The sequence below is a fragment of the Marinobacter sp. ATCH36 genome, assembly GCF_023555055.1.
GTDB lineage: Bacteria > Pseudomonadota > Gammaproteobacteria > Pseudomonadales > Oleiphilaceae > Marinobacter.
Genome location: NZ_JAMJPL010000001.1, coordinates 1,467,861 through 1,491,122, shown reverse-complemented (window position 1 = coordinate 1,491,122; position 23,262 = coordinate 1,467,861). Strand labels below are relative to the sequence as shown.

Below are 23,262 nucleotides of genomic sequence, written 5' to 3'. Positions count from 1 at the left end.
TTTACGCTTCATTCGCCTTCCGATAGTGACCCTGATAATCAAAAATCCTTTCCTGCACCTGCCAGTAGTGCTTCTGCTTGCGGGCAATCACAAAATCCGGTGCCGGCAACAGGGCCTGACTCTCAATCAGCTCATCAACTCCGCTGAACGTTTTCGGGGCCTGGCTATTGGCGAAACGACGGCCGAACAGTTTGTTAAAAACGGCGCGCTGTGAGGGCTTGCTGAAATCAAACGACTCGCTGAGTTCCTCCCCATCTTCACCGTGATAGGTGACCCTCAGTTTGCTGCCATCGACACCCAGCGTGATGCCGGCGCAGCGAATCACCATGGCATCCTTGAGTTTCAGCGCATCTCTTAGCTGATCATCCGGGTCGATGATGGCGTTCTGACACTGCCCGCAGTTACGGGCCGCGATATCGTTCTCGCTACCGCAGTGTGGGCACTCCTTGAAACGAAATCGGTAATCGCACTGCTCAGGGCGCCCGCTCTGAGCTACAGCCCTGCCCTCGTCTTCAGACTCCAGCAGCCCCTGACAACGGCGCCCGTAGTGCTCAATAACAAGGCCTTCACTGTCGGTTTTGCCCCAGAAGATATTGGCAAAACCACAGCTCGGGCAGAACACCTGCACCGGCTCACTGTCGGGGTTCGGTTTCGGCTCCCCCACCTCCGGGTGATGCAGATTCACATGGTTGCCCGCGTAGTCGATCACCAGGCAATCCTGTTTACCCTCGTCCAGACGAAGACCGCGGCCCACGATCTGCTGGTGCAGGCTGACCGACTGGGTGGGCCGAAGAATAGCGATTAGGTCCACATGGGGTGCGTCAAAGCCTGTGGTGAGCACGGACACATTGACCAGATACTTTAATTGCCGCTGTTTAAAGCGCTGAATCAGTACCGCCCGTTCGTTCAGATCGGTACCGCCAGTAACCAGGGCGGTTTGGTGTTCCGGCAGATAGCCGGTGATCTCCCGCGCATGATCCACCGTTGCCGCAAAGATCATCACCCCCTGACGTTCAGCGGCCAGCTCCATCACCTGCTCAATGATGGCCCGAGTCACCCGCTTGTGCTTGCTCAGCAGCTGATTGACGTCCTTCTCCGCATATTCACCAAAGCGGTCCTGGGCCAGCGAGGAGAAGTCGTATTGCGCCACCGCCGCGTTCACCAACTCGGGCCTGGTGAGATACCCCCGATTGATCATATAGCTCAACGGCAGTTCATAAATGCAGCGCTGAAAAGGCTTGTCCTCTTCACTACGAACAAAGCCCCGGTAGTGATAGCGATAGATCCAGCCCATGACCAAACGATAGGGAGTCGCGGTCAGCCCTAACACCTTGAGGGAGTCGTTCTGCTGCCGCAGTAGCTCGATGATCCTTTGATACTGACTGGTTTCATCACCACTGACTCGATGGCACTCATCGATGATGACCAACGAGTATTCACCCCTGAACTGATCCAGATTCGCCGACACGGACTGCACACTGGCAAAGGTCACCTGATGCTGGTTTTCTTTACGCTTCAACCCTGCGGAGAAAATGCCGCCAGTTAACCCGTAACTCTGGTATTTGGCGTGATTCTGCTCCACCAGTTCTTTTACATGGGTCAGCACCAGAATCTTGCGCCGGGCAAGGCGGGCCAGCTCGGCAATGACCAGGCTTTTACCGGCGCCGGTTGGCAGCACAATGACGGCAGATTCATCCGATTGGCGGAAATGCCTTAACGTGGCATCAACCGCTTCCTGCTGGTAGGGCCGCAGTTTGAAGGGAACATTCATTTTGCAGGGCTTAATCGTTTTCAGGATGAAGAGGTGGCCATACTAGCAAACGCGGTTGCCGATAACCGTGAGCAAAATATTAATCTGTCCCTGTTTTCGTTAGTTAATAGCGACGCAACAATTCCCGATAAAGCCGGTTATTCCTGTCCTGGACGATAATCTGGGACCTGAACAGTTGCCACAACTCCCAGGAATAAACGATCACAAGCAGGGCAACACCCGGCCAAATCAAACCAGCCAAGAAACACCCAACTGCCACCAGCAGAGCGCCAAGGTCCATCAGCCCCCATTGCCAGCGCCCCAGATAAAAATGGTGCAGTCCGGTGATAAAAAACCAGTTCAATGCGGCGTAGGTATCCGGATCCTTAACTGTTTTCCCGGCTTGCCGATAGAATTCTGCCCGCTGCTCTTCTGACAGCTCTCGAACCGCCTTTCTGAGCGACTCTTCCTCGGCATCAACTTCCTCTTGCTTCAGCATGCTCGTTATCCCAGGTGACCGGCTCGATGCATTTACAGATCGCGTCAGGCCTGTTGCACCTTCGAAGACGGTGAAACGTTAATGCCAGCCCTTTGCGAAGACCGAATTGCCGGATAGCTTCCTCAGAATAGGCAGAGCAACTCGGTTCGAAATTGCAGTCGATGCCAAACCACCGAGTGCCACCACCCGTTCGACGATAAAAACCGATGACCTTCAGAGCTAGAGTGTTCAGCACCTGTTAACGTCCCAACGTAACAATCACAGATTCACGCTGCCAAAACAGCCAGAAGCGCTTCATCTCCAGAACCTGGAATACAACCTGCCAACCTTCGGAAGCGTAGCGGTTTAATTCCGCTTCAATCTTTTTTAAAGGCAAGCCGGAGGAGCCGAGCAGCAATGTGCCACAGCCGCCCTCCGAGATATGGACCATCTTGTATTCGGTAAAGCGTTGAGCCGTCATAACATCTCCTTTGACGAAAAATAAATCGGCCGGGCCCGATCAGTAGAAAACAATCCGACCTGAAACAGCTATCTATTCATACACCTGTAAACTAAATTTGTATCATAACGGTTCCAGTAATGGCGGAGTTGCTTATGCGCATCGAGCGAATGGCGGTATACACGGCGCATCTGGAATATACCGGAAAAGCCTATGCCTTTGCTGGCGGCCGCTCCCACCAGGGATTCGAGACGACGGTTGTTGCCCTTTCAACAGACACGGGGCTGGAGGGCTATGGTGAGGTGTGCCCCTACGGCCCCAATTATATGGCGGCTTTTGCTGAGGGCCTTCCTCCCTGTCTCCACACTGCTTGGCGGCGCGGAAGCGCACTCAGTCAAACTGGATGAAGCTTTCAACTCGTTGAACGAGGTGCAGCGTGGACCCAGAGGCGCCGTTATGACCTGAAACAAAAATCACTCTTTCGTTTGACGCCTCAGGAGTTTTGTAACGCCCATGGCAAAGCCGAAACGCATCTACCTTGCCGGCCCCGAAGTCTTCTTCCCGGCCGAAGAACACCAGGCCATAGTGGCCGAGAAAAAACGCCTGCTCCAGGAAGTCGGATTTGAAGGCGTGGACCCGTTGGATACGGCGCTCACGTTTTCAGATGACGAGGCTAAACCCGATCGCGGCCACCACATATACCAGGCCAACCGCGAACTGATGGACAGCTGCGACGCCATCATTGCCAACCTCACACCCTTTCGCGGCATCAGCGCCGACCCTGGCACCGTGTTCGAAATCGGCTACATGATCGGCCAGGGCAAACCCGCCTTCGGATTCACCCTGGACAGCCAGCATTATCGCGAACGCGCCGGCGCAACCGAACGGGATAAACTGGGCCATACGATTGAGGATTTCGGGATGAGTGACAACCTGATGATAGAAGGCGGCATCAACGATTCCGGTGGCCAGCTGTTCGTGGCAGATCAACAAGGCGAACACCGATTTTTCTCGGCCAAGCTGTTCCGTCTCTGTGTGCAGGCGCTTGCTCATGCCTGAACCTGCTGACACTGACAAACAAAACGCTCAGAGCGAGCTGCCAGGAAAAACGGCCCGTGAGAAGCATGCGCTCCTCAAAAGGAAGGGACCTGTTAACGCACCGCCGAGTAGTATTAAGCTTGAATCAGATTTTCTTCAGGCTCAAGATTCCCAGACACCATCCACAAGACACCGCCCTCATGATCGATTTCCGCAGCGATACAGTAACCCGCCCTACCTCTGAAATGCGCGAGGCCATGGCCAGCGCCGAGGTAGGAGACGACGTTTACGGTGACGACCCAACCGTTAACAGCTTGCAGGCCTGGGCTGCTGAACGGCTGGGCTTCGAATCGGCGCTGTTTACCGCCACCGGCACCCAGGCCAACCTGCTGGCGATCATGAGCCACTGTGGCCGGGGCGATGAATACCTCTGCGGCCAGTCGGCACACAACTACCGTTACGAGGGTGGCGGCGCCGCCGTACTCGGCAGCGTTCAACCGCAACCCATCGACAATGAGCCGGACGGCAGCATCAACCTTGAGAAAGCCAAAGCTGCCATCAAGGCCGACGACTTTCATTTCGCCACAACCCGCCTGCTCTCACTGGAAAACACCATCGGCGGCAAAGTGTTGTCACTGGACTACCAGCGCCAGGCCCGCGCCTTTTGCGACGACCACAACCTGCTGCTGCACCTTGATGGCGCCCGGGTGTTCAATGCAGCGGTGAAATCCAACTGTGATGTCACCGAGATAACCAGACACTATGATTCGGTCAGCGTCTGCCTCTCAAAGGGTCTGGGCGCGCCTGTCGGTTCGCTGCTGATGGGTTCGAAAGCCTTTATCAAGCGGGCAACACGGCTGCGTAAGATGGTGGGTGGCGGCATGCGCCAGGCCGGCATAATGGCCGCTGCCGGGCGAATCGCCCTGGAGAGCGGGCCACTGCGGCTATTTGAAGATCACGAAAACGCCGAATACCTGAGCGCTGGCCTGGCTGGAATCCCGCAGCTGGAGATCAACCCCGCCAGCACCCAGACCAACATCGTCTACGCCCGCTGCCAAACCGGAAAAGCCGCGCAACTGCGCGACTACCTGGCTGACCAGGGCATCCTGATCACGGCGGGAGACCCCATTCGCTTCGTGACGCATCTGGATGTCAACCGCCAGGATGTAGACCAGTTATTGGATGCAATCAGGCGGTTCTATCAGCTCTAAGAGGCCGCCATGGGGAAGCGTGGCCCCTGCAGTCGGAGAGTTTCATGAATAAAGATTACCCGGTCCCTGCCGGATACCTTGAGCGCGAAACGGAAGTGCGGAAAAGCCGGTTTATCGCCAGGGTCGCGCCCGTGAACTCCCGGGACGAAGTAAAAGACTGGCTAAAACAGGCTCACAGCGATCACCCAGACGCCGGCCATATCTGCTGGGCCTTCCAGATTGGCCGCCCCGGTTCTGCTACCGAGGCAGCCATGAATGATGATGGCGAGCCTTCCGGAACCGCTGGCAAGCCGATTCTGAACGTCATTCAACACAAGGATATGGGTGATGTACTGGTGATGGTCATCCGCTACTTTGGCGGTATCAAGCTCGGCGCCGGGGGATTGGTGAGGGCTTATGCCGGGGCGACAGAGAGTGTGCTATCTGCAGTTGAACGTGTGGTTCAGCAGCCAATGATCGATGCGCATGTCAGTCTGTCCTTCAAGGACGAGCAACCCTTGCGCCACTGGTGCGAGGTCCATGGTGCATCGGTAGAGTCGGTGGAGTATGGCGCTTCCGTTCATGCCCTGGTGTTGGTGCCGGAAGACCTGATGGCAGAGTTCGAGTCTTTCTGCGATGCCCATAAGCTGGGTTTGACACTCACATGAGGCGCCCATGGTTGCCTCAACCCCACTTCAAACCCTGCTATACACCCTCCCCCAATGCGGCCGCGTGGAGTGGTGGTCGGCGACGAGGTGCAGGCTCTTGCTATTAATTACCGCTGTTCTGTTCACTTAGGCTTAATCACTTCGGGCTCCGGGTCAATTAATGAATCTGTCCCGGTTTCGGAGCGTCAGTTTTCATTGAGAGTGGAAATGCCGTCAATCTCGATCACCGTTTTGGCATCCGCCCGCTCAATAATTTTCAGGAGGGTGGATTGAATCGTTTCATCTTCCCGGGCATCACCGCCACTCACAAACGTTTGCTTCTGGGGATCCGCGCCCTCTTCCTCGGTAAATGAAACAACGACCTGGGTGGCTGAATCCGGCGTTTTACCAAAGTGCTCTTTACCAAAGTACTCCAGCGAAACTAACGGATAGCCATGAAAGCCCTTCTTAACCTGCTTTGCAATACGCTTCTTTGCTTTATCCACATGCATAATAGGGCCTGTCGCTGTGCGTGTTATTTGGGTGTCATACGAGCACCCAGTAAATACCATTCGCCAATTCTATCCCGTTAAATCCTTCTAAAAATAGACTTGTCCCGGTTATCTTGGGGTCATACCCCATGTCGTTCGACACCCACTCCGGTAAGCATCTCAGTGTTAGCGCATTAAAGGCTGCTGCTTTTGGGAATTTCCCAGAGAGCTCTAGCGCGCCTTCAGGGTTTCAGGCCGGAACAGTGCCGTACTCAACACCAGAGCAAACGCTGTCAGAACAAACACCTTATTCACAAACCAGTTCGTGCGCCAGATTGACCACTCCGGCTCCGCCAGGAACCAAATGAACAGAGTGGTGATGATCAGGATCTCAACCACAGACATGCCAATGGCCAGCAGGCGCGCATACCATGGCCTCGCCAATAACGTCCAGGCCAGCCAGAGGTGTGCAACCGGCCACAGGTCCCAGTATATATAGGTTGCCCAGCCCTCATTGCTGGCCAGCGCAAAGCCGATCGGGAACAGGTATTTGATAAAGATGGTCCAGGCCACGAGGATCACGAACAGATGCGCGAGAAACCTGATCCAGGGGCTCCGAACATTTTCACTGGACGATGTCATTAAGGTGTTCCTGTTAGCGAGTTCATCCGAAACTGAGACTGATCTATTCAATGGAATCTGATCGACGCGAACACATCTCTGCTGTTTCCTGTTGCCCAGGCCGGTTCAGAAAGTTATATCTGCCTATATCACCGTTTCCGCAAGCATGCTAAAAGATTCCTCCGGCAGTAGCCTGGGCACTCTCCCCATCAGGATATCAGCATGTCAGATAAATTTTTCTTCAAGGGTCGGCAGGACGCACGCCAGCATCACACCGCTTACGGCGGCTTTCAGACCAACGCCAGCCAGAAGAGTGGCAGCAGGAAGTATCCGCTGACGCTGGTAGTTACCAGTGAAGCGCGCAAGCAGGAGGTTGAGGCACAGGTGGCCAGGGCGAAACTGCACGCGAATATTTCAGTTGATAACCGCGAGGGCGCCGTTGAATCCATCAATGAGCTCACCGTTCTGCTAGATAAAGGGGGGACAGTAACCACGGTAAAATCGCCCGCCCGCAACGACGTCTGCAACTGTGGTAGTGGTATCAAATTCAAGAAGTGCTGTGGCTGAAGGCCTTTCAGGAAGCGGCCTTTAGCGCCGCCTATGTAGGGCATCCGCACGGTCGTTGCACCTGAAAGTGTGTACTCAGAAAATAGATTTGTACCGGCTTTCTCGGTTTTCTAGTTTTTCTCAGAACCCTTGAGCGGCGACCCGGACCTATTAGGCACCTTCCCTGCAGGCGTATATCTGGCTGCAGGCTCCAGATGCACATCCTGATCATCGAAGAAGATCTCATCCACATACACCCCCCCAATGGCGCAGGGTCTTGATGACCCGAATCTCAGCCGGGCTATTTCTTGCGGTGATGATGGCCACGCGAACGGGTGAAAAGTCGACCTTGTGAGGAAGCCGATCCTGCAAACGCGACAACTTCCGAAGCAGCGTTGCGTAAGGTCCGTCGTTCAGGGAAAGAAGCGCCTTCACAAGATAAAAGCCCGTGCCAGGCTTGAGCCAATTGGACTCGAACTTACCGCGAAATACGGAATCTGCTTCGCTAAGATCAAACAACGCCGTTGCTGAGATGCCGACTTCCAAGGTATCCGATAAATCGTAGGGCATGAAAAATCCTTATGGGTGATTTCAGCTGTGCGCTATTTCTTATGCACGGAAATAAATCTGTCACGGTTTTCCTCCAACCCCGGGCAGAGCCGACTATATTCATTACGTGGCGGATCTATTTGGGCTTGGGACCGGGCCTGGGCATGAACAGCCCAGCATCAAGCTGCTCGATAAATGTCGCTGGTTCAACAGCCTGATTTCAAAAGCCGACAATGTTAAGCCTGCAAAGAAATTGATTCGTAAGCTCGGTGCAGTTGATATTCGGGAAATCGAGATGAAGCAGGGAAACAAGATTACAAGGGTATTGGCCTGGACATTCATCTGAACCGCTCCCGAGGTGGCGCATGATTATCCAAACCGAGGCCATCGAATACCGTTCGGCGGCAGCTACTGGCCGATCATCACCGGCCTGATCAGCCGGTGACAACCGGCCGGCCATTACATTGGCCCTTTTTCCTCGTCGGACATCATGTCCTTTTCCATGGTCTCCTTGTCCATGTTTCCCTTCTTCATGCCATCCTTCATTTCCTCGTGCATGCCATCATCCATCATGCCTTCATTTTTCATATCGTCATGCATGGAGTCGGTCTGCATTGTGTCCTTGTTCATGCCATCGTCTTTCATGTCGTCATGCATCATCTTCTTTTCCGCACCCATGCCGTCCTTATCCATTTCGTCCGCATGGGCCGGAGCCATCATGATCAAGGTGGTGCCAACAACAAGCAGTGTAGTTGTCAGGGCTTTCATTATGCATTCTCCTTGTCGGAAACATTCAATGTTCGACGTCGCTGAGCCCATGGATAACATGCCGGCGGCGTCAGAATGCAGAGTGCACTGGTGACCTCACAAGGCCGTCACGGCCCGGTAAAAAGTCTGTAAAGGAAAGGTCACAAAACGCTCACGGGCAAGACATCTCGTTTTTGGCAGGCTCGAGCCGTCACGACCTGCCTGTCGAAAGCCATAACAACAAGCAAGCAACCCCGAAAAGAAGCACTGCAAGATGGACAGCCAGGTTCTTCTGGGTAGTTGGGGCGGGCTTTCTGGCGAAGCTGAAGTAATCCTCACCAAACAACCCAACGCCGCAGCGCTCGCAGTAGTTCTTCGAGTAAGAAAGCCTCAGCTCAGATGGCTCAAACTTTTTCCGACAGCTGTAACAACTGGGCTTAATCACTTCGGGCTCCGGGTCAAAACGACTGTGCATAATGTTCTATATAAACCATAAGCCCGGTCGATTAATGAATCTGTCCCGGATTTTAGCCGCGTTATCGATAGCTTTCGATCAGAGTTTTCAGTTGTGACTGGAATTCGGGACTCTGCATGACCGCATCAACCTGATTGATCACCTCCGCAGCGGACGGAAGCTTCCGCGAAACACCAATGTGAAAAGGGATCTGGGAATTCGGGATGAAATCGACCTTGCGAACTTTCAGTTTCTTCGAATAACCAAGTTTTCGAGCGCTGAATCGGGCATCTTCAGCGGGCTGCACCATAAAATCTCCGGCCTCCCGAAGCATAAGAAGATGCATCATCGCGCTCATGTGCTGGCCCGGTACACGTTCCAGATAGTCGGGGATGTTGTCCTCTTCCCATTTGGAGCCCTTCTCGCCGATCACCGTCAGACTGGACAAGTCAGTCAAGCTAGTAGCCGATTCGATCAGGTCTATGTTGGGGTTGTCAGCCGAGTAAACCAGGTGGCCGAAATCCCGCGTGAAGAGCGGCATCGCTGAAAAGATGGCGTAGCCCCGTCGCTCCTTCGACGGATAGGTGAGAAGGCCATCGTTGAGGCCAAGTCTGACGTTGTACTGCGCTCTCGACCAGGGCAACACCACATTTTCCGTGGTGTAGTCGGGGATAAAACTGAACACCAACTGCACCAAATCCGGAAACAGCCCGACAGCCCTTTCGCCAGACGAGGAACTGTAAGGCGGTGATGCTTCGCTGAACGCGAATGTCAGTTTGCTGCTTCCCCTCGATACACTGGGAAAAGCAAGGAACACAATCAGGAACGCGATGCACAACAGCTCCGCAAATCCTTTCAAAAAAAGCTTATTTACCAAGATTACCTCGGGTTCTACCCCGTTTCCACGAGCGGTTTTAAAGCGGCTGACACTTTCTGATCCTGAGCGGCAACTCTACGTCGCATTCTGCGATTATGGAACCGAAAACAGAAAATAGATCTGTCCTGGTTTTCTTGGGGTCTGACCCCAACCTCTGAATAATTGTACCAGCCGGTGACTTGGTTTCCTTGCAGAACAGGACTATCGTTGAAAGGTTCCTTCGCCAGGCGTCGCAGCAGCAGTAGAAACCCTCATCCTGTAGCGTTAACCGAGATGATGTGGAGGTCGATATGTCAACCGAACTGGCCGAAACCGGAAATCTGCAGCGTCTGCTGGAACAAGTTGGAGCGGGACTGGACAGCTATCTGACCTTTGAACATCCCGACGCCATGCATCCGGGTCAGCGCTGGCGCCAGTTCCTCGACATTCCGCTCCCCGAACTGGGAGTCGGCATCGAACAGGTGACGCGGGACCTCATTGAGCAGGTCATCCCAAACGGCTCGCCGGTCCCGCGCCCGGGGTTCAGTTCCTTTATCACCACCGGCGCCACCAGCGCCGCCATCCTGGCCGCGACAGCGGCCAATGTTGCCTCACCACAACGCTACATGCACACCGCGTTCAACTTTCTCGAAGAGCTCTCCCTGCAGTGGCTGGCCCAGATGTTCGGGCTCGGGCCGATGCTCGGGGTCTACAGCAGCGGAGGATCGGTGGCGAACCTGATTGCCCTGGGTGGGGCGCGCCAGTCCGCCTTCGAAAAGATTAACCATGACCCGGCATCCTCCGGCGTCAATCGCGCAGTGGGTATCTACGCCAGCGCGGAATGCCACCACACGATTCAGCGCTCAGCCGGGGTTTTGGGGGTTGGGCGAAGCGCGGTGCGGCTGATCAAGTGTGACGCCGGGGGGCGCATGCGGGTTGACTCTCTGGCAAAAACGCTGGCCGAGGACAAGGCCGCCGGTATTCTCCCCATGGCCATCGTCGCCAATGCGGGCTCGACCAATACCGGCGCTATCGACCCGCTCCAGGCCTTGGGGGAGATCGCACAGGAAAACGGAATCTGGTTCCATGTCGATGGAGCCTATGGCCTGCCCGGCATTCTGGATGAGGAAGTCAAACCGCAGTTCAAAGGGCTGGACCTGGCCGATTCGGTCATCGTCGATCCGCACAAGTGGCTGGGAGCGGCAGTCGGCGTGGCGGCTACCTTTGTGCGCGACCGCCAGCTGCTCTACCGGGCATTCACCCAGGAACCCGCCGACTACCTGGAAGGCTCTGTCGAGCAGAACCAGGTAGCTGCGCAAGTCGAGCATTCGCTCGATGATCTCGGCATTCCCTATTTTGACTTCGGCGCCGAACTCAGTTCCCCGAGCCGGGGCGTAGTGGTGTGGGCGCTGATTCGGGAGATCGGGGTGGCGGGGTTGCGTCAGCGGGTTAAACGCCACAACGCGATGGCCCGCCGCCTGGCGCTCCTGGTCCATGAGCACCCCAACCTGGAGATGTTGGCCGAGCCCACCCTTTCGATCTGCTGTTTCCGCTATACCTCGCCCAAGATCGCCGACCTTGATCGGTTCAACCAGCGCCTGCACCGCCGCCTGGTGCGGGAGAACATTTATATGCCGAGTACAACCCGGGTGCAGGGGAAACTGGCGCTGCGCCCCTGCTACATCGGAGCACGCGCCGAGCCGGACCAGGTGGATGGATTGCTCGAGGCGGTGTTAAGGATTGGCGCTGAACTGGAGCCCGGGCGCTAGCACTCGACGACAAGGTACAAGACCTGACCCTGTTATTTCAAATCAGACATCATCAACGTCGATACCAACGGGCATGTAGGACCCACGAGAAGCAGGCTTGATGAATTCAACATAGCTTCCAGAAACCTTCTCTGCTTTTCTGTTGATGGTGCGAACAAACTGAAAGAACGAATCGCTTTTGCTCTCTACCCAGCTCTGAACCCGCTCCAAGCGAAAATACGGCACTTCGTCTGCAACGATTTTCATCGTGTCGAAAGTGCTAGTGGAGAGGTCACGCTCCATGGCTTCAACAACAGAAATTAGCGAATCGACCTCTCTAAAAATAGTGTAAGTATTCATAACAAATCCTCTGTGTTTAATTTAAACATACATCTATAAACTAGGAATGATATAGAATTTTTGTTTAATTTAAGCATCAGACCACAATCGAACTATATTAAAACAGTTAAAAATAGGGCATTCATACTAATTTATAGAGATTGTTCGTTAAATTACATTAACTATTAAAAACAGGGCCTTATCACATCTAATTGCAAAATATTACTTGCAAGCAAAGTTGACACTCCTCATTTTGTAGAAACTGACGAAAACAATACGTAAAAACAGGTAGCATGGGCATAAACTTGCTATTAAATAGCGCGTTTTTTCTGGATAGAAATACTAGCCGTCATGGCGCTAAAACGTCAGTTTTCATTGAGCGTGGAAATGCCGTCGATCTCGATCACCGTTTTGGCATCCGCGCCCTTTCCCTCGGTAAATGAAACAACGACCTGGGTGGCTGAATCCGGCGTTTTACCAAAGTGCTCTTTACCAAAGTACTTCAGCGAAATTAACGGATTGCCATGAAAGCCCTTCTTAACCTGCTTAGCAATACGCTTTTTTGCTTTATCCACATGCATAATAGGGCCTGTCGCTCTGATTGTTATTAAAAATAGATCTGTCCCGGTTTTCTTGGGGTCAGACAGCGTCGTTTTGCGCACCAAATGCACTGGGGTCTGACCCCACAGAGTTATGCGAACATCCTTGTTTTGCCTTTCTCAATCAGTCAGATGTGAAAGAGAAATCAGTCTTTCATTCTGCACCTTATGAGTTTTGTAACAATGATATCTGCCTATATCACCGTTTCCGCAAGCGTGTTAAAAGATTCCTCCCGGCGACCGGGACAAAGAGGACAATGGTTATGATTGTTTGCGGGGTTGAGCTGACTGGCAGTGATGCGGTGGTGTGTTTGCTGAATATGGACAGGGGGCAATTCAACCTGCCGGAGTGCAAGGTGCGCAAACTGTCACTGCCGAAAAACCACAGCCGTGAAGATCTGAAGCGTTTCCAGGCGGCCTTTTCGGAGTTAATGGCCGAACGCGGGATCACCAGTGTCGCGATCAAAGAGCGGATGCCAAAAGGCAAATTTGCCGGTGGTGCCATCAGCTTTAAAATGGAAGCGGCCATTCAACTGATCACCGGCACGGAGTTGACGGTGACCATGCTGCCCCCGGCACTGATTAAGTCCACCCTGGCATCCAACCCGCTGCCAATTGCTTTTGCCGATACAGGTTTGAAGGCCTTTCAGGAAGCCGCCTTTATCACAGCCTATGTAGGGCAGCTGCAAGGTCGTCACAACTGACAGCGTTGGTTTTCTTGGGGTCTGACCCCCAGCGATATTTTCGCCAACCGCCGACCAGCTGTAACTTCTGCTTAGAACCCGCTCCAGCAAAGCCCGATCGGTTTCGTCCATCTCGCACTCGTCAGCCACAAGAAAACCGGAAAATCCGGGAAAACCCAACAGGGCCAGGGCGTTCGGCCCGGTCTGTCTGGCCATGAGCTCCTCCTTGCTTTTTTGAGCATAGAGTCCTTTCTAACGGCTAGATGAGTTAAAGCAGAAAATACATCTGTCCCGGTTTCCCAACTGATCAAACCGGCAACTCAATAATCTCACCAACCACACCGTCTTCACTCACCTGCAGCCGCCCCACGGTGATCGGCAGAGTAAAGCGCCGGGGCCCGGCGCCACCTGGGTTGAAGTAGAGCACGTCGCCGATCCACTCGTTACGGGGTTTGTGGGAATGCCCGGCGATTACCACGCGGTAACGGCCTTGCGGATTGATGTCGAGGGTTTTGACGTCGTGGAGCATGTAGAAGGAGTGGCCGAGGAATTCCAGATCCTGAACATCCGGAAGATTCGCTGCGCGGCCTGTCTTGTCGATGTTGCCACGGATCGCAACCAAAGGGGCGATCGCCTCCAGCGCATCCAGAACCTCGTCTCGCCCCACGTCACCGGCATGAAGGATCACGTCCGAACCTTTCAATGCGGCCAGGGCCTCGGGACGCATTTTGCTATGGGTGTCTGCGATCACTCCGATTTGCATGGTTACGCCCTCTCTAACACTTCGAGCTCTTTCCGAACATCCTGGAAAACTTCTTTATCACGAGACTCCAAAAACGCTTCGAAATCAGAGCCCGTCAGCTCAGGTACATATGGTGAAAGAGCCTCCTGTGCTGACACCCACTAATCCAACGCTCCCAGATACCAACCTGAAAAGAAAAACAAAAACATAAGAACAGCATAAACGGTGAAGGGTACCACCACCCACAATTTCAACGAGAGCGGCAAAGGTTCGCTCTCATCACCCATTCTGGTTTCGATACGGGGTCCTATTCGTGGAATGTGTCGGAAAACCACGAAAGCGTATACATGCATCACCCTCATCCAGCGACCGATCGGCCCGTTTCCCCAGATGCTACGGATTTCATCCAGTTGCTTGCCTGGAGTTGCAATTCGCCGTTCGACTTCCACAGTTTTTCGGAAAACAGCGTAACCATCAATAAAAGCAGAATGATAGCAATGCCCAGAGCGGCCACGATCGTAATCTCAGCCAGCAACGTCAATTTTTCATCACTCATGAATAGACCTTCTCAGGATTTCGCCTGCGGCCTCACCACCCGCTCCGCCAGCAGGTACGCTATCCACCCCGCGAGCGAACCCTTTGGAACCTGGGGATTCCGCGAGCCCACCATCAGCACTGCGCGCAAAAGATGCCTCCGCCCGCCGAGCAGCCTTAGGTGGTGCCGGCGAAACGCCGGAAAACGGCGCGGACGTATATGTGTCACCAATAACAACACTGCCACTGCCGATAGTAACGCCCCCACACGAAATCGCACCACCGGTCACCGCTGCAGGAATACCATTGATCAACACGGTTGCCGAACCAGCGGCGATAGCTCGCGGATGGGGAGGATGCTTAGGCTTGGAGTGCGGCGCGAGTGGATCGCCAACGCGGGCGACAGGCTTGCCATCAATCAGTACATCGGGGGAACCGGCAGTTACCGGAGTGGGCGGGAACCCCTGGTGGTCAGTTCCCATATCACCCAACAGCACAACTTTCTTGCTCATTCCTTTGTTCCTTCTGTCCTTGAAGAATCATCCATTTTTTTCAGGGGGCCGTCACTGGCACCTCATGCGTTTATGGTAAACAAAGATGCCGTAATACCCAAGTTCCAGTTCAGGAAACCTGAGAGCTATCAGAGTCTCCCAAAAGGCGGCTTCAATCACGCCAGAAAGGTTTATGGGCCTCTTCCGACAAACTGCCGTAGGGCACTCCAATATCCTTTTCGATCAGTTGCGTATCCATCTCGTACAGCGACTGCCTCAGCCGATACCGCCGGTTCCAACGTTGCGCATAGAACCTCAGTGTGTCCCGGGTCCGTTTGAAAAGATTAGGTTTTGCATGCTGGCTGCTGATGTCTGCGGACATACAGCGTAGCTGGAAAGTGGATTCAAGCTTCATTTTTATCTTCCTGTAAATGTGAACGATGACTACAATGAAGCCATTGTCGATGGCCTGATAAAGGTCGTCCATGGACATTATATGAACCTGGTGTTCTGAAAATATGAACATAAAACTGGACAGACTTAAGTCATTTCTCCTGGTCGCAGAGGAATCCAACCTGACTCGCGCAGCCGCGCGCCGACACTCAACACCGTCTGCCGTGAGCGAGCACCTTCGCCAACTCGAGGACGAATTGCAGGTGCTGCTGTTTGAGCGGAGCAAGAAAGGCATGTCCCTGACCGCGGCCGGCGAACAATTATTGGCGCCGGTACGCCAGGTGTTCTCTGCGGTGGAGAGCGTGCGCAACACCGCACTCACCCTGCGCGCCGTGCCACAGGCAACGATTCGTCTCGGTTTGAACTCGCCGCCCGAGTACCTCCGGATCGATGAGGTGCTGCGCCTGAAAACAACCGCCCTCCCGCATCTGAATGTGGAAATGAGGACCCGATCATCGGCACAGATCATCGAGCAGGTACTTTCTGATGACCTGGACCTGGGTTATGTCTACGGAAACTGGAAGGATGCAAGGCTCCGAATTGTGCCACTCGCTCCAGTGCAGGTAGCCGTTATAGGGCCGGCAGATGCCAGCATCGACACGCTTCCGGATGACTTCGACGCACGCCGGCGTCTTCCCTGGATCTGGCCCAACCAGGACTGCCCATTTTTTGGCTTCATGGGGGAATTGCTCGGTCGCCGGGCAACCATAGCAGAGGCAGCCACCAGCTCCGATGATGAGTACTCAACCATAGTCATGGTTAAATCTGGTATGGGGTTTGGTCTGGTAGAGCGGGAATTTGCGCTGCAATCACAACAACGGGGGGCGATTCGAATTTTTGAAGAACCCGCTCTCAAGACGGATCTGAGCCTGGTGTGCGGCGTTCGCAGCTACGAGCGGGCGGATTTACGGGCGATGTTTGATCTGATTGTCAGTGGGTGGCAGCCATAGGTGCCCTGTGCCCGGGGGAGCTTCCTCGGGTTATTGAAGGGGGTGAATCCGGATATGACAACGGCCCTCGCGTCTAAGGGATTACCGTGCTGTCGCCCCTGAGATCTGGCTCCGGTCCCGCGAAGGGTTTAGTGTACGCTGCCAACAGTACCGAAGTTCAGGTGATTTATGATCAGGCGCTTTCTACCCCGCGGGTTTCGGCCCCGCGGACAACCCCGGGATGAAAGCGGCGGTTCCCAGGTTAACCTGGAGCGGGTCGGACGCAGCCGCATCGACGACATGGCCGCCAGCACCCGAAAAGTGCCATGGACGCTGACCTTGCTGCAACTGCTTTGGACCGCTGGCCCGGTTACTTTCCTGGCAATGCAAGGGGGATCCTACCTGGGTTACGGCGAGCCCGCCTCGGTTGCCACCTATGTTTTCTTTGCCATCTACGTGGTTCTCGCGGCCACCATAGGCCTGGTTGCCCGTGTCGCCGCCGACGCCATACGCGGCAAACGCCAGGCCAGGGCCAAAGCCAACATCACCCGCACTCTGGATATGGCTCCGGACCTGATGTTCACCATGCGTGACCTGCATCTGGCCACACTGCCGGACGACCAGCGCCAGCGGGAAGCCGCCTTTATCCTTCTGGGCAAGCTGGATGTGGGCTCCAGCAGCATTGCCATGGCCGTGGAGGATCTGACCGGCGACCGGGATCTGGCGGAGATTGCCCAGCGTATCGAGATTTACCGCCGGGCCGGCATGCACAGCCGGGTGGAAGACTGGGTCAGGCACAGCGCAGCGCGGCGGGACGTTGCCATTGCCGCTTTCCGGGGCAGCTCGCCTTTAGTATTCCAGGCTTTGGAACAGCGCCTGCAGGGGATTGCGCCGTCTCAGGAGGCGGGCATTCCCCGGAATCGTAACTTTATTGCCCAGATTTTTGCCGCTGCCCACTATGACGATCTGTCTCTCATGTCCTTGACGGACGTGGAAGAGCTGCTGCTATTGACGTTCGAGCTGCTCAATAACCGCCGCATCACCCGGCTGACCATCGACTATGCGGGCGACTGGAAACTGGCCCGGGTTCTGGATCAAATGGAACGTACCCAGAGCGACTACCGACAGGTTCGGGCTTCGGCGCAACAGCGCCTGCACGATTTTAACTCGCTGTTGACCGAAACCGGTCTTGTCGCTCCTGCCCCGGATGCTGCGGGCATGAGCCTGGATCAGCGCCTGGCCCAGGCTAACGCCGATCTGGGACAACTGCTGGCGGAGTCAACCGGGCGCCGCTCAGCTCTCGCGAGGGATGCGGTCACGCGCGAGGCCCTGCGCCGGGCCCTGCGTTACGCCAGGCTGACACGCCAGGCTATTGATCGTCTGCAAGAAAGCTATCGTGCCAAAGTCCGGGCCCTGAAAGTTTGGGAACGACTGCGTCAGCGCCAGTTACCCGAGACTGCTGCCGGTAACCGCAGCCAGCGACGCCAGGGCCTGCTGATTCGGGAGAGCACCATTGCCTTGGAAGACCACCAGAAGCTGGCCCTTACGGAGGGCTTCTGCCGGTACCTGGATGAAATGCAGATCACCAAGGGCAGTCAGGGCATCCTGCAGCGGGGCGAGCCCCTGCCGGTGGACAGGGCGAAGCGCCTGGGCGTTCATCTGGCACTGATTCTGGAACCATTGGTGGAACTGGAGAACCCTGCGGTCCAGCGGGCGATTGACAGCAGCAATGGTATTTATCTGGAAGGCCTGGAAACCGGCTTCAGTGCCGATGCCAAGGCCGGTCTTGGCACCGCTGCCGCCAAGGAGATACAGGAAAACCTGGGGCCCGCGGCGGAGCTGATCGCCACCCGGCTGACCCAGCTGTATCATCTGCCGCTCACCGAATCCATGATCAATTTCCTCTGCAGCAACTATGGCGCTGATCGCCAGCGACTGGAATACCTGGGCACCTCGGCCAGGCACACCCGGCACCTGGGGGATGTCACTGCCATTCCGGCCGAACCGCCTCAGGCCGATCTCTACGTAAAATGGCGCCAACCTGTGCAACGGATCGAGAAGGTGCTGGGGCGGCTGCTACGGTGACTTTCGTGTCTAGCACATTGGGGTCTGACCCCACGGAGATCGCGATCCGCTCTAGGGGCGCCAGAACATCAAACCCAACGTAGCAAAGTGACGAGTGCATCGGCCACAACCACTCCACCATATTGCCAGCCCGGCCAAAGGGCATGAACGCCTGTTCCAGTGAGCCGGTGGTTACAGAGCACACTGCCTTTTTCCCCCGGAAATGGCCGCGATCGTAGTGTGACCGCTGCTCGGTTAAAGGCGCGAAGTAGTCCTGCTCTGCCCGCCGTTGAACGAGGCCCGCTCTGGATGAGCCAGCACAATTAACACATTCATAACCCGTCACTCCTGTTGCACCCTTTTCACAACAGCCTATGCTGTTATCAAATACACAGGAATTCCAAATTACTGCGAGTTTCATTTGCATGGATGAACAGTCTATCCGCTGGGATGATCTGCAAATCGTTTGGGCAATTTCGGAATCCGGCACCCTGTCCGGAGCGGGTCGGCGGCTGAAGGTCAGCCATGCCACGGTTTTCAGGCGGCTCGGCAACTTAGAAAAACGGCTGGGTGTGGCGCTATTTGAACGGTCGCGGACTGGCTATACACCCACTCCAGCGGGGGAAGATATTGCCGCCGTCGCACAGCAGGTCGAAGCCAACATCAAGGGCGCTGAACGCCGCCTGGCCGGACGCTCATACCCCCCTGCAAACACTGCCGGAGTGCAATTGGATTGGGCCCGACAAACACATGGGAGACAGCGCGCTTGAAACCTGGATGACGCAACATGGCCTTGATGGCCAATGCAACTATCGCGTGGATTCAATGCTGGGAATGCAAACGGCCGTGCGAAACGGCTCAGAAGTGGCAGTACTGCCCTGCTACCTGGGCGATTCCGACGCTTATCTCAAAAGGCTGACAAACCCATTGCCCGAACTGTCCGTACCACTGTGGATACTGATTCATCCGGATCTTCGCCGGGTCAGCCGGATAAAAGCGTTTACCGACACTATGGCGGACTACATTCGCCATGCGCTTAATCGAACTACCCAAACCTGATTCGATACCCACAAGAGACTCTGCGCACAGGAATCTGCCGATGCCCGAACCAACCCCACTTCAAACCCTTCTAGACACCCTGCCCCAATCCGGTCGCGTGGAATGGATCGGCATCCGCCCTGCCCGTGGTGAACCGATGACAGCGCTCGATAGCGTGACGGTCATCCCAGGCAAAGGCCTGGAAGGCGACCGATTCAAAGGCCGCGAAACCAGCAAACGACAGGTGACACTGATCCAGAAAGAGCACCTGTACGCTATCGTTTCCTGCCTGCAACGGGAGGCCGTTGATCCCGAGATTTTCCGGCGTAACATCGTGGTCTCTGGCCTGAACCTGCTGGCCCTGAAGGGCAAAAGGTTCCAGATTGGAGGCGTGGTGCTGGAATACACCGGGCTATGCCATCCGTGCAGCAAAATGGAGACCGCGCTAGGGCCAGGTGGATATAACGCCATGCGCGGACATGGGGGAATTACTACGCGGGTGGTTGAAGGGGGTGAACTGGCACTTGGGGACAAGGTGAAGATCTAATGAAACAATGTGCGACAAGGTTCGACTTATGAATTATGAACACGCAATCGTAAAAGTTAACGGGGACGTTGCGACCCTGCTCTGCAACGGCTGCGGCATCACTATCGCAGAGGGCACCAAACACGAGGACCGTGAGCACTACTGTACGATGTGCATGAGCGGCAATTGCAAAGCAAAATTCAAAAAAGGGAACTAATTGCAGAATAAGTTAGAGTTGATACCGTTATTAAGCGGCCCACGACAAGGAATGGGATGAGTAAATCTGGCATCATCAAACCCGAAATCCGATACTTACTTTACTTCGCCGCTTTCTGGGCTGTGTTTCTCGCTGCTGTGGCGTATTTAATCAGCGGTTGGGACTCCCGACAGAACAACCCTAACCAGCAACTGGTCAGCCAAACCCGCGGCAGCTCCACTGAAATTGAACTACAGGCCAACCGCCAGGGCCATTATTTGGCAAACGGCACCATCAACAACCAGGACGTCACCTTCATTCTGGATACCGGAGCCACAACCGTGTCAGTCTCAGAATCTGTCGCCCAAAAAGCAGGCCTTACCCGGGAACAGTCCGGCCTTGCACGCACCGCGGCTGGCACAGTAAAGGTGTGGAGCACGACCATTCAGGAACTCCGCCTGGGCGATATCACGTTCAATAATGTATCCGGCACCATCAACCCCGCCATGGACCCCAACATGGTGCTGCTGGGAATGAGCGTTCTTGGACAGCTTAACTTCTCCCAACAATCGGGCGTTCTCACCCTGAGCCAGGAAAAACGTTGAAATGGCGTAAGGGGGTCAGACCCCATGTCGTTTTGCAGCACCAAATGTATTGGGGTCTGACCCCACAACAACGGAGTACCACCATGGACAACAGCCCCGGTCGCCGAGCGCCGACCATCAACCGCCAGCAGGACATCTACAGCAAAGGCCTGAGCGGCGAAAAACCGCTGGTACCGGTGGATTTTCACGAGCTTGAACGCAAGGGCTGCGATGCCATGAGCGCGGAGGCCTACGCCTACATTGCCGGCGGGGCCGGATTGGAAAGCACCATGCGCGCGAATCGGGAATCCTTTGAACGCCAGCGCATTGTTCCGCGCATGCTAAACGACGTATCCAAACGGGACACCAGCGTTAACCTGTTCGGCCGAACCCTGCCCAGCCCCTTCCTGTTGAGCCCGATCGGCGTGCTGGAAATGGCCCACGGTGACGCCGACCAGGCCGTTGGCCGCGCTGCCGCAGCCGAAGGCATACCCATGATCTTTTCCAACCAGGCATCGCAGCCCATGGAAAAGGTAGCCGACGCCATGGGCGACGGCGCGCGCTGGTTCCAACTTTACTGGAGCAAATCCGACGACCTTGTGCGAAGCCTGGTCACCCGGGCCGAACGCTGTGGCTGCGAAGCCATCGTGGTCACCCTGGACACCACCATGCTGGGCTGGCGCACCCGGGATCTGGATCTGGCCTACCTGCCCTTCCTGAGGGGCAAAGGCATTGCCCAGTACACCAGCGACCCGGTCTTTCTGGAAAGTCTGAAAAACCCGAGCCAGCAGGTCAACATGGCCAGGCCCAAGCTGTCGCTGGAAACGCTCAAAACCCTCAAACAGATCGGCCAGTCCTGGCCCGGCGGTGCCCTGGACGGCATCAGTTCCGGCAAGGCCATGGCGGCAGTGCAGGAATTTATCGCCGTCTATTCCAAACCCTCGTTAACCTGGGACGATCTGAAGATGCTGCGTGATCACACCCACCTGCCAATCGTACTGAAAGGCATCCAGCATCCGGACGACGGCCGCAAAGCGGTGGACCATGGCATGGACGGCATCATCGTCTCCAACCACGGCGGGCGCCAGGTGGACGGTGCCATCGGCAGCCTCGAGGCCCTGCCAGCGGTGGTTGAAGCCGTTGCCGGCCGGATTCCGGTCATCATGGACAGCGGCATCCGCACCGGCGCCGACGTTTTCAAGGCACTTGCCCTGGGCGCCACCGCCGTCGGCCTGGGCCGGCCCTGGGTCTACGGGCTGGCGATTGCCGGCGAAGCCGGGGTGCGGGAAGTGATTGCCAACCTGAAAACGGATTTCGAGCTGACCATGGGGCTTTCCGGCTGCAAGTCCATAAGCGAAATCACGCCCGAAGCTTTGCACCGAATGGTGAAGTGAGAAACCATGGAATTCACTTTCCTGGGCACATCCGCCGGAACACCCACACGGTCTCGCAACGTAACCGGCCTGGCCCTGTGCCATTCCGGCCCCAAACCCTGGTACCTGGTGGACTGTGGCGAAGGCACGCAGCACCAGTTGATGCGTACTCGCTACTCGGTGATGCAGTTGCGGTCCATATTCATCACCCACATCCACGGCGACCACATCTTCGGTCTGCCGGGGCTGCTCACCAGCGCCTCGATGCTCGGCCGTACGGAGCCACTTGATGTCATCGCCCCCGTCCAGGTGCAGCGTTTTATCACCGCAGTAATGGACAACAGCGACTCCAGCCTGAGCTACCCCCTGAACTTCATAGACTCCGAAGCGCCCGACTTCCACTGGCAGGATGAGCAGTTCAGCGTGAGCGCCGTCGCGCTGTCCCATCGCGTTTCCTGTCGCGCCTATGTGTTCACCGAAACGAATCTGGAGCGACAGCTGCTGCAGGACAAACTCCGCAAGGATGGTATCGAGCCGGGCCCCGGATGGGGCGAATTGCAGAAAGGGAACAATGTTCTGCTGGAGGACGGCCGCCTGCTCAGAAGTGACGATTACACACAGATTCCGCGCACTGCCCGCCGCCTGATCGTCGCCGGCGACAACGACACCCCGGCCCTCTTGGCCGAGGCCTGCGAAAGCACCCATGTGCTGATCCACGAGGCCACCTATACCCAGGACGTGGCGGGCCGCGTCGGCCCCTGGCCTCAACACAGCTCCGCGGAACAGGTGGCAAAGTTTGCCCAGCAGGCACACCTTCCCAGCCTGGTGCTGACTCACTTCAGCTCCCGTTACCAGTCGGGACCTGGCGGTACGCCCAATATTAATCAACTGGCGGCCGAAGCCATGCAGCACTACAAAGGCCAGCTGTTCCTGGCGCGGGATTTCGATACCTACCGGCTGGCGAAAGATTTATCGCTTAGCTGCCTGACAACCGGAACCACGGCGACATGACCCGCAAGATGATTTACGAGGTATAGTGGTGCGGACGAAAATTCCGCCCGGAGCAAGTGGCCGAGCGCCCCGGTTGGGCCGGCGGCGCTGACGGATGGGTTGGATGCGTTATGTGGGATTATTGA

31 protein-coding genes are annotated in these 23,262 nt (G+C 55.7%); 16 read left to right on the top strand and 15 right to left on the bottom strand.

The features are described from left to right. Nucleotide 1: 1 nt before the first annotated feature. The 4 genes from radD to M8010_RS06775 all read right to left on the bottom strand — a co-directional run bounded on the left by radD (nt 2) and on the right by M8010_RS06775 (nt 2,709). Nucleotides 2-1,771, bottom strand: coding sequence for a DNA repair helicase RadD (gene radD / locus M8010_RS06785; RefSeq protein ID WP_250089820.1), 1,770 nt, complete (start codon nt 1,769-1,771; stop codon nt 2-4). A gap of 103 nt (nt 1,772-1,874) precedes the next feature. After that, complete coding sequence (locus tag M8010_RS06780; RefSeq protein ID WP_250089818.1) at nt 1,875-2,249, bottom strand: TM2 domain-containing protein; 375 nt, start codon at nt 2,247-2,249, stop codon at nt 1,875-1,877. Then, nucleotides 2,227-2,484, bottom strand: a complete 258-nt coding sequence (yidD, locus tag M8010_RS20105) for a membrane protein insertion efficiency factor YidD (RefSeq protein ID WP_502846193.1) — start codon at nt 2,482-2,484, stop codon at nt 2,227-2,229. The genes M8010_RS06780 and yidD overlap by 23 nt, the downstream gene beginning before the upstream one ends. Before the next feature lie 3 nt (nt 2,485-2,487). Further along, the gene (locus M8010_RS06775) at nt 2,488-2,709 is read right to left on the bottom strand and encodes a DUF4177 domain-containing protein (protein ID WP_088827196.1); all 222 of its coding nucleotides are present in this window, start codon (nt 2,707-2,709) and stop codon (nt 2,488-2,490) included. 134 nt (nt 2,710-2,843) lie between these two features. Between M8010_RS06775 and M8010_RS06770 the strand changes: the two genes are divergently transcribed. The 4 genes from M8010_RS06770 (at nt 2,844) to M8010_RS06755 (ending at nt 5,584) form a co-directional block, all read left to right on the top strand. Next, nucleotides 2,844-3,095, top strand: a complete 252-nt coding sequence (locus M8010_RS06770) for a hypothetical protein (RefSeq protein WP_250089816.1) — start codon at nt 2,844-2,846, stop codon at nt 3,093-3,095. Between the two features lie 106 nt (nt 3,096-3,201). Continuing rightward, a complete protein-coding gene (locus tag M8010_RS06765; protein ID WP_250089814.1) occupies nt 3,202-3,747 on the top strand; it encodes a nucleoside 2-deoxyribosyltransferase in 546 nt (181 codons plus the stop codon). Nucleotides 3,748-3,926: 179 nt separating this feature from the next. Then, nucleotides 3,927-4,937, top strand: coding sequence for a low-specificity L-threonine aldolase (ltaE, locus tag M8010_RS06760; protein WP_250089812.1), 1,011 nt, complete (start codon nt 3,927-3,929; stop codon nt 4,935-4,937). A gap of 44 nt (nt 4,938-4,981) precedes the next feature. Continuing rightward, entirely contained in the window at nt 4,982-5,584 is a 603-nt protein-coding gene (locus tag M8010_RS06755; RefSeq protein WP_250089810.1) for an IMPACT family protein, read from the top strand. A 185-nt stretch (nt 5,585-5,769) separates the two neighbouring features. On the opposite strand, the gene M8010_RS06750 is transcribed toward M8010_RS06755, so the two are convergent. Then, nucleotides 5,770-6,075 (bottom strand): hypothetical protein, encoded by a 306-nt coding sequence (locus M8010_RS06750; RefSeq protein WP_250089808.1) that lies wholly within the window; start codon nt 6,073-6,075, stop codon nt 5,770-5,772. 210 nt (nt 6,076-6,285) lie between these two features. Then, complete coding sequence (locus tag M8010_RS06745; RefSeq protein WP_250089807.1) at nt 6,286-6,696, bottom strand: hypothetical protein; 411 nt, start codon at nt 6,694-6,696, stop codon at nt 6,286-6,288. 201 nt (nt 6,697-6,897) lie between these two features. Here M8010_RS06745 and M8010_RS06740 point away from each other — a divergent pair, with 201 nt between their 5' ends. Then, the gene (locus tag M8010_RS06740; protein WP_250089806.1) at nt 6,898-7,242 is read left to right on the top strand and encodes a PBPRA1643 family SWIM/SEC-C metal-binding motif protein; all 345 of its coding nucleotides are present in this window, start codon (nt 6,898-6,900) and stop codon (nt 7,240-7,242) included. Between the two features lie 222 nt (nt 7,243-7,464). Here the strand turns inward: M8010_RS06740 and M8010_RS06735 are convergent, their stop codons facing one another. Continuing rightward, nucleotides 7,465-7,791 carry a 5'-nucleotidase gene (locus tag M8010_RS06735; RefSeq protein WP_250089804.1) on the bottom strand — a complete coding sequence of 109 codons (327 nt, stop codon included), beginning with the start codon at nt 7,789-7,791 and terminating at the stop codon, nt 7,465-7,467. A gap of 106 nt (nt 7,792-7,897) precedes the next feature. Here M8010_RS06735 and M8010_RS06730 point away from each other — a divergent pair, with 106 nt between their 5' ends. Next, nucleotides 7,898-8,116, top strand: a complete 219-nt coding sequence (locus M8010_RS06730; protein WP_250089802.1) for an RlmF-related methyltransferase — start codon at nt 7,898-7,900, stop codon at nt 8,114-8,116. A 113-nt stretch (nt 8,117-8,229) separates the two neighbouring features. Here M8010_RS06730 and M8010_RS06725 read toward each other — a convergent pair whose 3' ends face one another. Both M8010_RS06725 and M8010_RS06720 read right to left on the bottom strand, forming a co-directional pair. Beyond that, nucleotides 8,230-8,538: a hypothetical protein gene (locus M8010_RS06725; RefSeq protein ID WP_250089801.1), complete on the bottom strand. Its 309-nt coding sequence runs from the start codon at nt 8,536-8,538 to the stop codon at nt 8,230-8,232. A gap of 515 nt (nt 8,539-9,053) precedes the next feature. Then, the gene (locus M8010_RS06720) at nt 9,054-9,830 is read right to left on the bottom strand and encodes a substrate-binding periplasmic protein (RefSeq protein WP_250089799.1); all 777 of its coding nucleotides are present in this window, start codon (nt 9,828-9,830) and stop codon (nt 9,054-9,056) included. 308 nt (nt 9,831-10,138) lie between these two features. On the opposite strand from M8010_RS06720, the gene M8010_RS06715 reads away from it, so the two are divergent. Beyond that, nucleotides 10,139-11,596 (top strand): pyridoxal phosphate-dependent decarboxylase family protein, encoded by a 1,458-nt coding sequence (locus tag M8010_RS06715; RefSeq protein WP_250089798.1) that lies wholly within the window; start codon nt 10,139-10,141, stop codon nt 11,594-11,596. 42 nt (nt 11,597-11,638) lie between these two features. On the opposite strand, the gene M8010_RS06710 is transcribed toward M8010_RS06715, so the two are convergent. Together M8010_RS06710 and M8010_RS06705 are read right to left on the bottom strand one after the other, a co-directional pair. Next, a complete protein-coding gene (locus M8010_RS06710) occupies nt 11,639-11,935 on the bottom strand; it encodes a hypothetical protein (protein WP_250089796.1) in 297 nt (98 codons plus the stop codon). Nucleotides 11,936-12,279: 344 nt separating this feature from the next. Beyond that, entirely contained in the window at nt 12,280-12,576 is a 297-nt protein-coding gene (locus M8010_RS06705) for a hypothetical protein (protein WP_250089795.1), read from the bottom strand. Between the two features lie 200 nt (nt 12,577-12,776). On the opposite strand from M8010_RS06705, the gene M8010_RS06700 reads away from it, so the two are divergent. After that, the gene (locus M8010_RS06700) at nt 12,777-13,217 is read left to right on the top strand and encodes a DUF3010 family protein (protein WP_250090150.1); all 441 of its coding nucleotides are present in this window, start codon (nt 12,777-12,779) and stop codon (nt 13,215-13,217) included. A 286-nt stretch (nt 13,218-13,503) separates the two neighbouring features. Here the strand turns inward: M8010_RS06700 and M8010_RS06695 are convergent, their stop codons facing one another. The 4 genes from M8010_RS06695 to M8010_RS06680 all read right to left on the bottom strand — a co-directional run bounded on the left by M8010_RS06695 (nt 13,504) and on the right by M8010_RS06680 (nt 15,456). Beyond that, complete coding sequence (locus M8010_RS06695; protein WP_250089794.1) at nt 13,504-13,959, bottom strand: metallophosphoesterase family protein; 456 nt, start codon at nt 13,957-13,959, stop codon at nt 13,504-13,506. Nucleotides 13,960-14,296: 337 nt separating this feature from the next. After that, a complete protein-coding gene (locus M8010_RS06690) occupies nt 14,297-14,494 on the bottom strand; it encodes a hypothetical protein (RefSeq protein WP_250089792.1) in 198 nt (65 codons plus the stop codon). After that, nucleotides 14,487-14,984, bottom strand: coding sequence for a type VI secretion system PAAR protein (locus M8010_RS06685; RefSeq protein ID WP_250089791.1), 498 nt, complete (start codon nt 14,982-14,984; stop codon nt 14,487-14,489). The genes M8010_RS06690 and M8010_RS06685 overlap by 8 nt, the downstream gene beginning before the upstream one ends. Nucleotides 14,985-15,135: 151 nt before the next feature. Continuing rightward, on the bottom strand, nt 15,136-15,456 hold the full coding sequence (locus tag M8010_RS06680; protein WP_250089790.1) for a DUF1127 domain-containing protein: 321 nt from the start codon (nt 15,454-15,456) through the stop codon (nt 15,136-15,138). 25 nt (nt 15,457-15,481) lie between these two features. Here M8010_RS06680 and M8010_RS06675 point away from each other — a divergent pair, with 25 nt between their 5' ends. The 8 genes from M8010_RS06675 to M8010_RS06635 all read left to right on the top strand — a co-directional run bounded on the left by M8010_RS06675 (nt 15,482) and on the right by M8010_RS06635 (nt 23,137). Further along, nucleotides 15,482-16,366, top strand: a complete 885-nt coding sequence (locus M8010_RS06675) for a LysR family transcriptional regulator (protein ID WP_250089789.1) — start codon at nt 15,482-15,484, stop codon at nt 16,364-16,366. A gap of 168 nt (nt 16,367-16,534) precedes the next feature. Continuing rightward, nucleotides 16,535-18,430 carry a hypothetical protein gene (locus M8010_RS06670; protein WP_250089787.1) on the top strand — a complete coding sequence of 632 codons (1,896 nt, stop codon included), beginning with the start codon at nt 16,535-16,537 and terminating at the stop codon, nt 18,428-18,430. A 404-nt stretch (nt 18,431-18,834) separates the two neighbouring features. Beyond that, nucleotides 18,835-19,179: a LysR family transcriptional regulator gene (locus M8010_RS06660; RefSeq protein ID WP_250089786.1), complete on the top strand. Its 345-nt coding sequence runs from the start codon at nt 18,835-18,837 to the stop codon at nt 19,177-19,179. Then, the gene (locus M8010_RS06655; protein ID WP_250089785.1) at nt 19,160-19,468 is read left to right on the top strand and encodes a LysR substrate-binding domain-containing protein; all 309 of its coding nucleotides are present in this window, start codon (nt 19,160-19,162) and stop codon (nt 19,466-19,468) included. Before M8010_RS06660 ends, M8010_RS06655 begins: the two co-directional genes overlap by 20 nt. 40 nt (nt 19,469-19,508) lie before the next feature. Continuing rightward, complete coding sequence (locus M8010_RS06650) at nt 19,509-19,994, top strand: MOSC domain-containing protein (protein ID WP_250089784.1); 486 nt, start codon at nt 19,509-19,511, stop codon at nt 19,992-19,994. Nucleotides 19,995-20,246: 252 nt separating this feature from the next. Then, nucleotides 20,247-20,774, top strand: coding sequence for a retropepsin-like aspartic protease family protein (locus M8010_RS06645; RefSeq protein ID WP_250089783.1), 528 nt, complete (start codon nt 20,247-20,249; stop codon nt 20,772-20,774). Between the two features lie 83 nt (nt 20,775-20,857). Next, nucleotides 20,858-22,147, top strand: a complete 1,290-nt coding sequence (locus M8010_RS06640; protein WP_250089782.1) for a lactate 2-monooxygenase — start codon at nt 20,858-20,860, stop codon at nt 22,145-22,147. Nucleotides 22,148-22,153: 6 nt separating this feature from the next. Beyond that, a complete protein-coding gene (locus tag M8010_RS06635) occupies nt 22,154-23,137 on the top strand; it encodes a ribonuclease Z (RefSeq protein WP_250089781.1) in 984 nt (327 codons plus the stop codon). Nucleotides 23,138-23,262 lie beyond the last annotated feature (125 nt).

Excerpts from the sequence above, each read along its gene's own strand:
- radD (WP_250089820.1), bottom strand. The coding sequence starts at position 1,771 with ATGAATGTTCCCTTCAAACTGCGGCCCTACCAGCAGGAAGCGGTTGAT.
- M8010_RS06780 (WP_250089818.1), bottom strand. The coding sequence starts at position 2,249 with ATGCTGAAGCAAGAGGAAGTTGATGCCGAGGAAGAGTCGCTCAGAAAG.
- M8010_RS06775 (WP_088827196.1), bottom strand. The coding sequence starts at position 2,709 with ATGACGGCTCAACGCTTTACCGAATACAAGATGGTCCATATCTCGGAG.
- M8010_RS06770 (WP_250089816.1), top strand. The coding sequence starts at position 2,844 with ATGCGCATCGAGCGAATGGCGGTATACACGGCGCATCTGGAATATACC.
- M8010_RS06765 (WP_250089814.1), top strand. The coding sequence starts at position 3,202 with ATGGCAAAGCCGAAACGCATCTACCTTGCCGGCCCCGAAGTCTTCTTC.
- ltaE (WP_250089812.1), top strand. The coding sequence starts at position 3,927 with ATGATCGATTTCCGCAGCGATACAGTAACCCGCCCTACCTCTGAAATG.
- M8010_RS06755 (WP_250089810.1), top strand. The coding sequence starts at position 4,982 with ATGAATAAAGATTACCCGGTCCCTGCCGGATACCTTGAGCGCGAAACG.
- M8010_RS06750 (WP_250089808.1), bottom strand. The coding sequence starts at position 6,075 with ATGCATGTGGATAAAGCAAAGAAGCGTATTGCAAAGCAGGTTAAGAAG.
- M8010_RS06745 (WP_250089807.1), bottom strand. The coding sequence starts at position 6,696 with ATGACATCGTCCAGTGAAAATGTTCGGAGCCCCTGGATCAGGTTTCTC.
- M8010_RS06740 (WP_250089806.1), top strand. The coding sequence starts at position 6,898 with ATGTCAGATAAATTTTTCTTCAAGGGTCGGCAGGACGCACGCCAGCAT.
- M8010_RS06735 (WP_250089804.1), bottom strand. The coding sequence starts at position 7,791 with ATGCCCTACGATTTATCGGATACCTTGGAAGTCGGCATCTCAGCAACG.
- M8010_RS06725 (WP_250089801.1), bottom strand. The coding sequence starts at position 8,538 with ATGAAAGCCCTGACAACTACACTGCTTGTTGTTGGCACCACCTTGATC.
- M8010_RS06715 (WP_250089798.1), top strand. The coding sequence starts at position 10,139 with ATGTCAACCGAACTGGCCGAAACCGGAAATCTGCAGCGTCTGCTGGAA.
- M8010_RS06710 (WP_250089796.1), bottom strand. The coding sequence starts at position 11,935 with ATGAATACTTACACTATTTTTAGAGAGGTCGATTCGCTAATTTCTGTT.
- M8010_RS06700 (WP_250090150.1), top strand. The coding sequence starts at position 12,777 with ATGATTGTTTGCGGGGTTGAGCTGACTGGCAGTGATGCGGTGGTGTGT.
- M8010_RS06695 (WP_250089794.1), bottom strand. The coding sequence starts at position 13,959 with ATGCAAATCGGAGTGATCGCAGACACCCATAGCAAAATGCGTCCCGAG.
- M8010_RS06690 (WP_250089792.1), bottom strand. The coding sequence starts at position 14,494 with ATGAGTGATGAAAAATTGACGTTGCTGGCTGAGATTACGATCGTGGCC.
- M8010_RS06685 (WP_250089791.1), bottom strand. The coding sequence starts at position 14,984 with ATGAGCAAGAAAGTTGTGCTGTTGGGTGATATGGGAACTGACCACCAG.
- M8010_RS06680 (WP_250089790.1), bottom strand. The coding sequence starts at position 15,456 with ATGTCCATGGACGACCTTTATCAGGCCATCGACAATGGCTTCATTGTA.
- M8010_RS06675 (WP_250089789.1), top strand. The coding sequence starts at position 15,482 with ATGAACATAAAACTGGACAGACTTAAGTCATTTCTCCTGGTCGCAGAG.
- M8010_RS06670 (WP_250089787.1), top strand. The coding sequence starts at position 16,535 with ATGATCAGGCGCTTTCTACCCCGCGGGTTTCGGCCCCGCGGACAACCC.
- M8010_RS06660 (WP_250089786.1), top strand. The coding sequence starts at position 18,835 with ATGGATGAACAGTCTATCCGCTGGGATGATCTGCAAATCGTTTGGGCA.
- M8010_RS06655 (WP_250089785.1), top strand. The coding sequence starts at position 19,160 with ATGGGAGACAGCGCGCTTGAAACCTGGATGACGCAACATGGCCTTGAT.
- M8010_RS06650 (WP_250089784.1), top strand. The coding sequence starts at position 19,509 with ATGCCCGAACCAACCCCACTTCAAACCCTTCTAGACACCCTGCCCCAA.
- M8010_RS06645 (WP_250089783.1), top strand. The coding sequence starts at position 20,247 with ATGAGTAAATCTGGCATCATCAAACCCGAAATCCGATACTTACTTTAC.
- M8010_RS06640 (WP_250089782.1), top strand. The coding sequence starts at position 20,858 with ATGGACAACAGCCCCGGTCGCCGAGCGCCGACCATCAACCGCCAGCAG.
- M8010_RS06635 (WP_250089781.1), top strand. The coding sequence starts at position 22,154 with ATGGAATTCACTTTCCTGGGCACATCCGCCGGAACACCCACACGGTCT.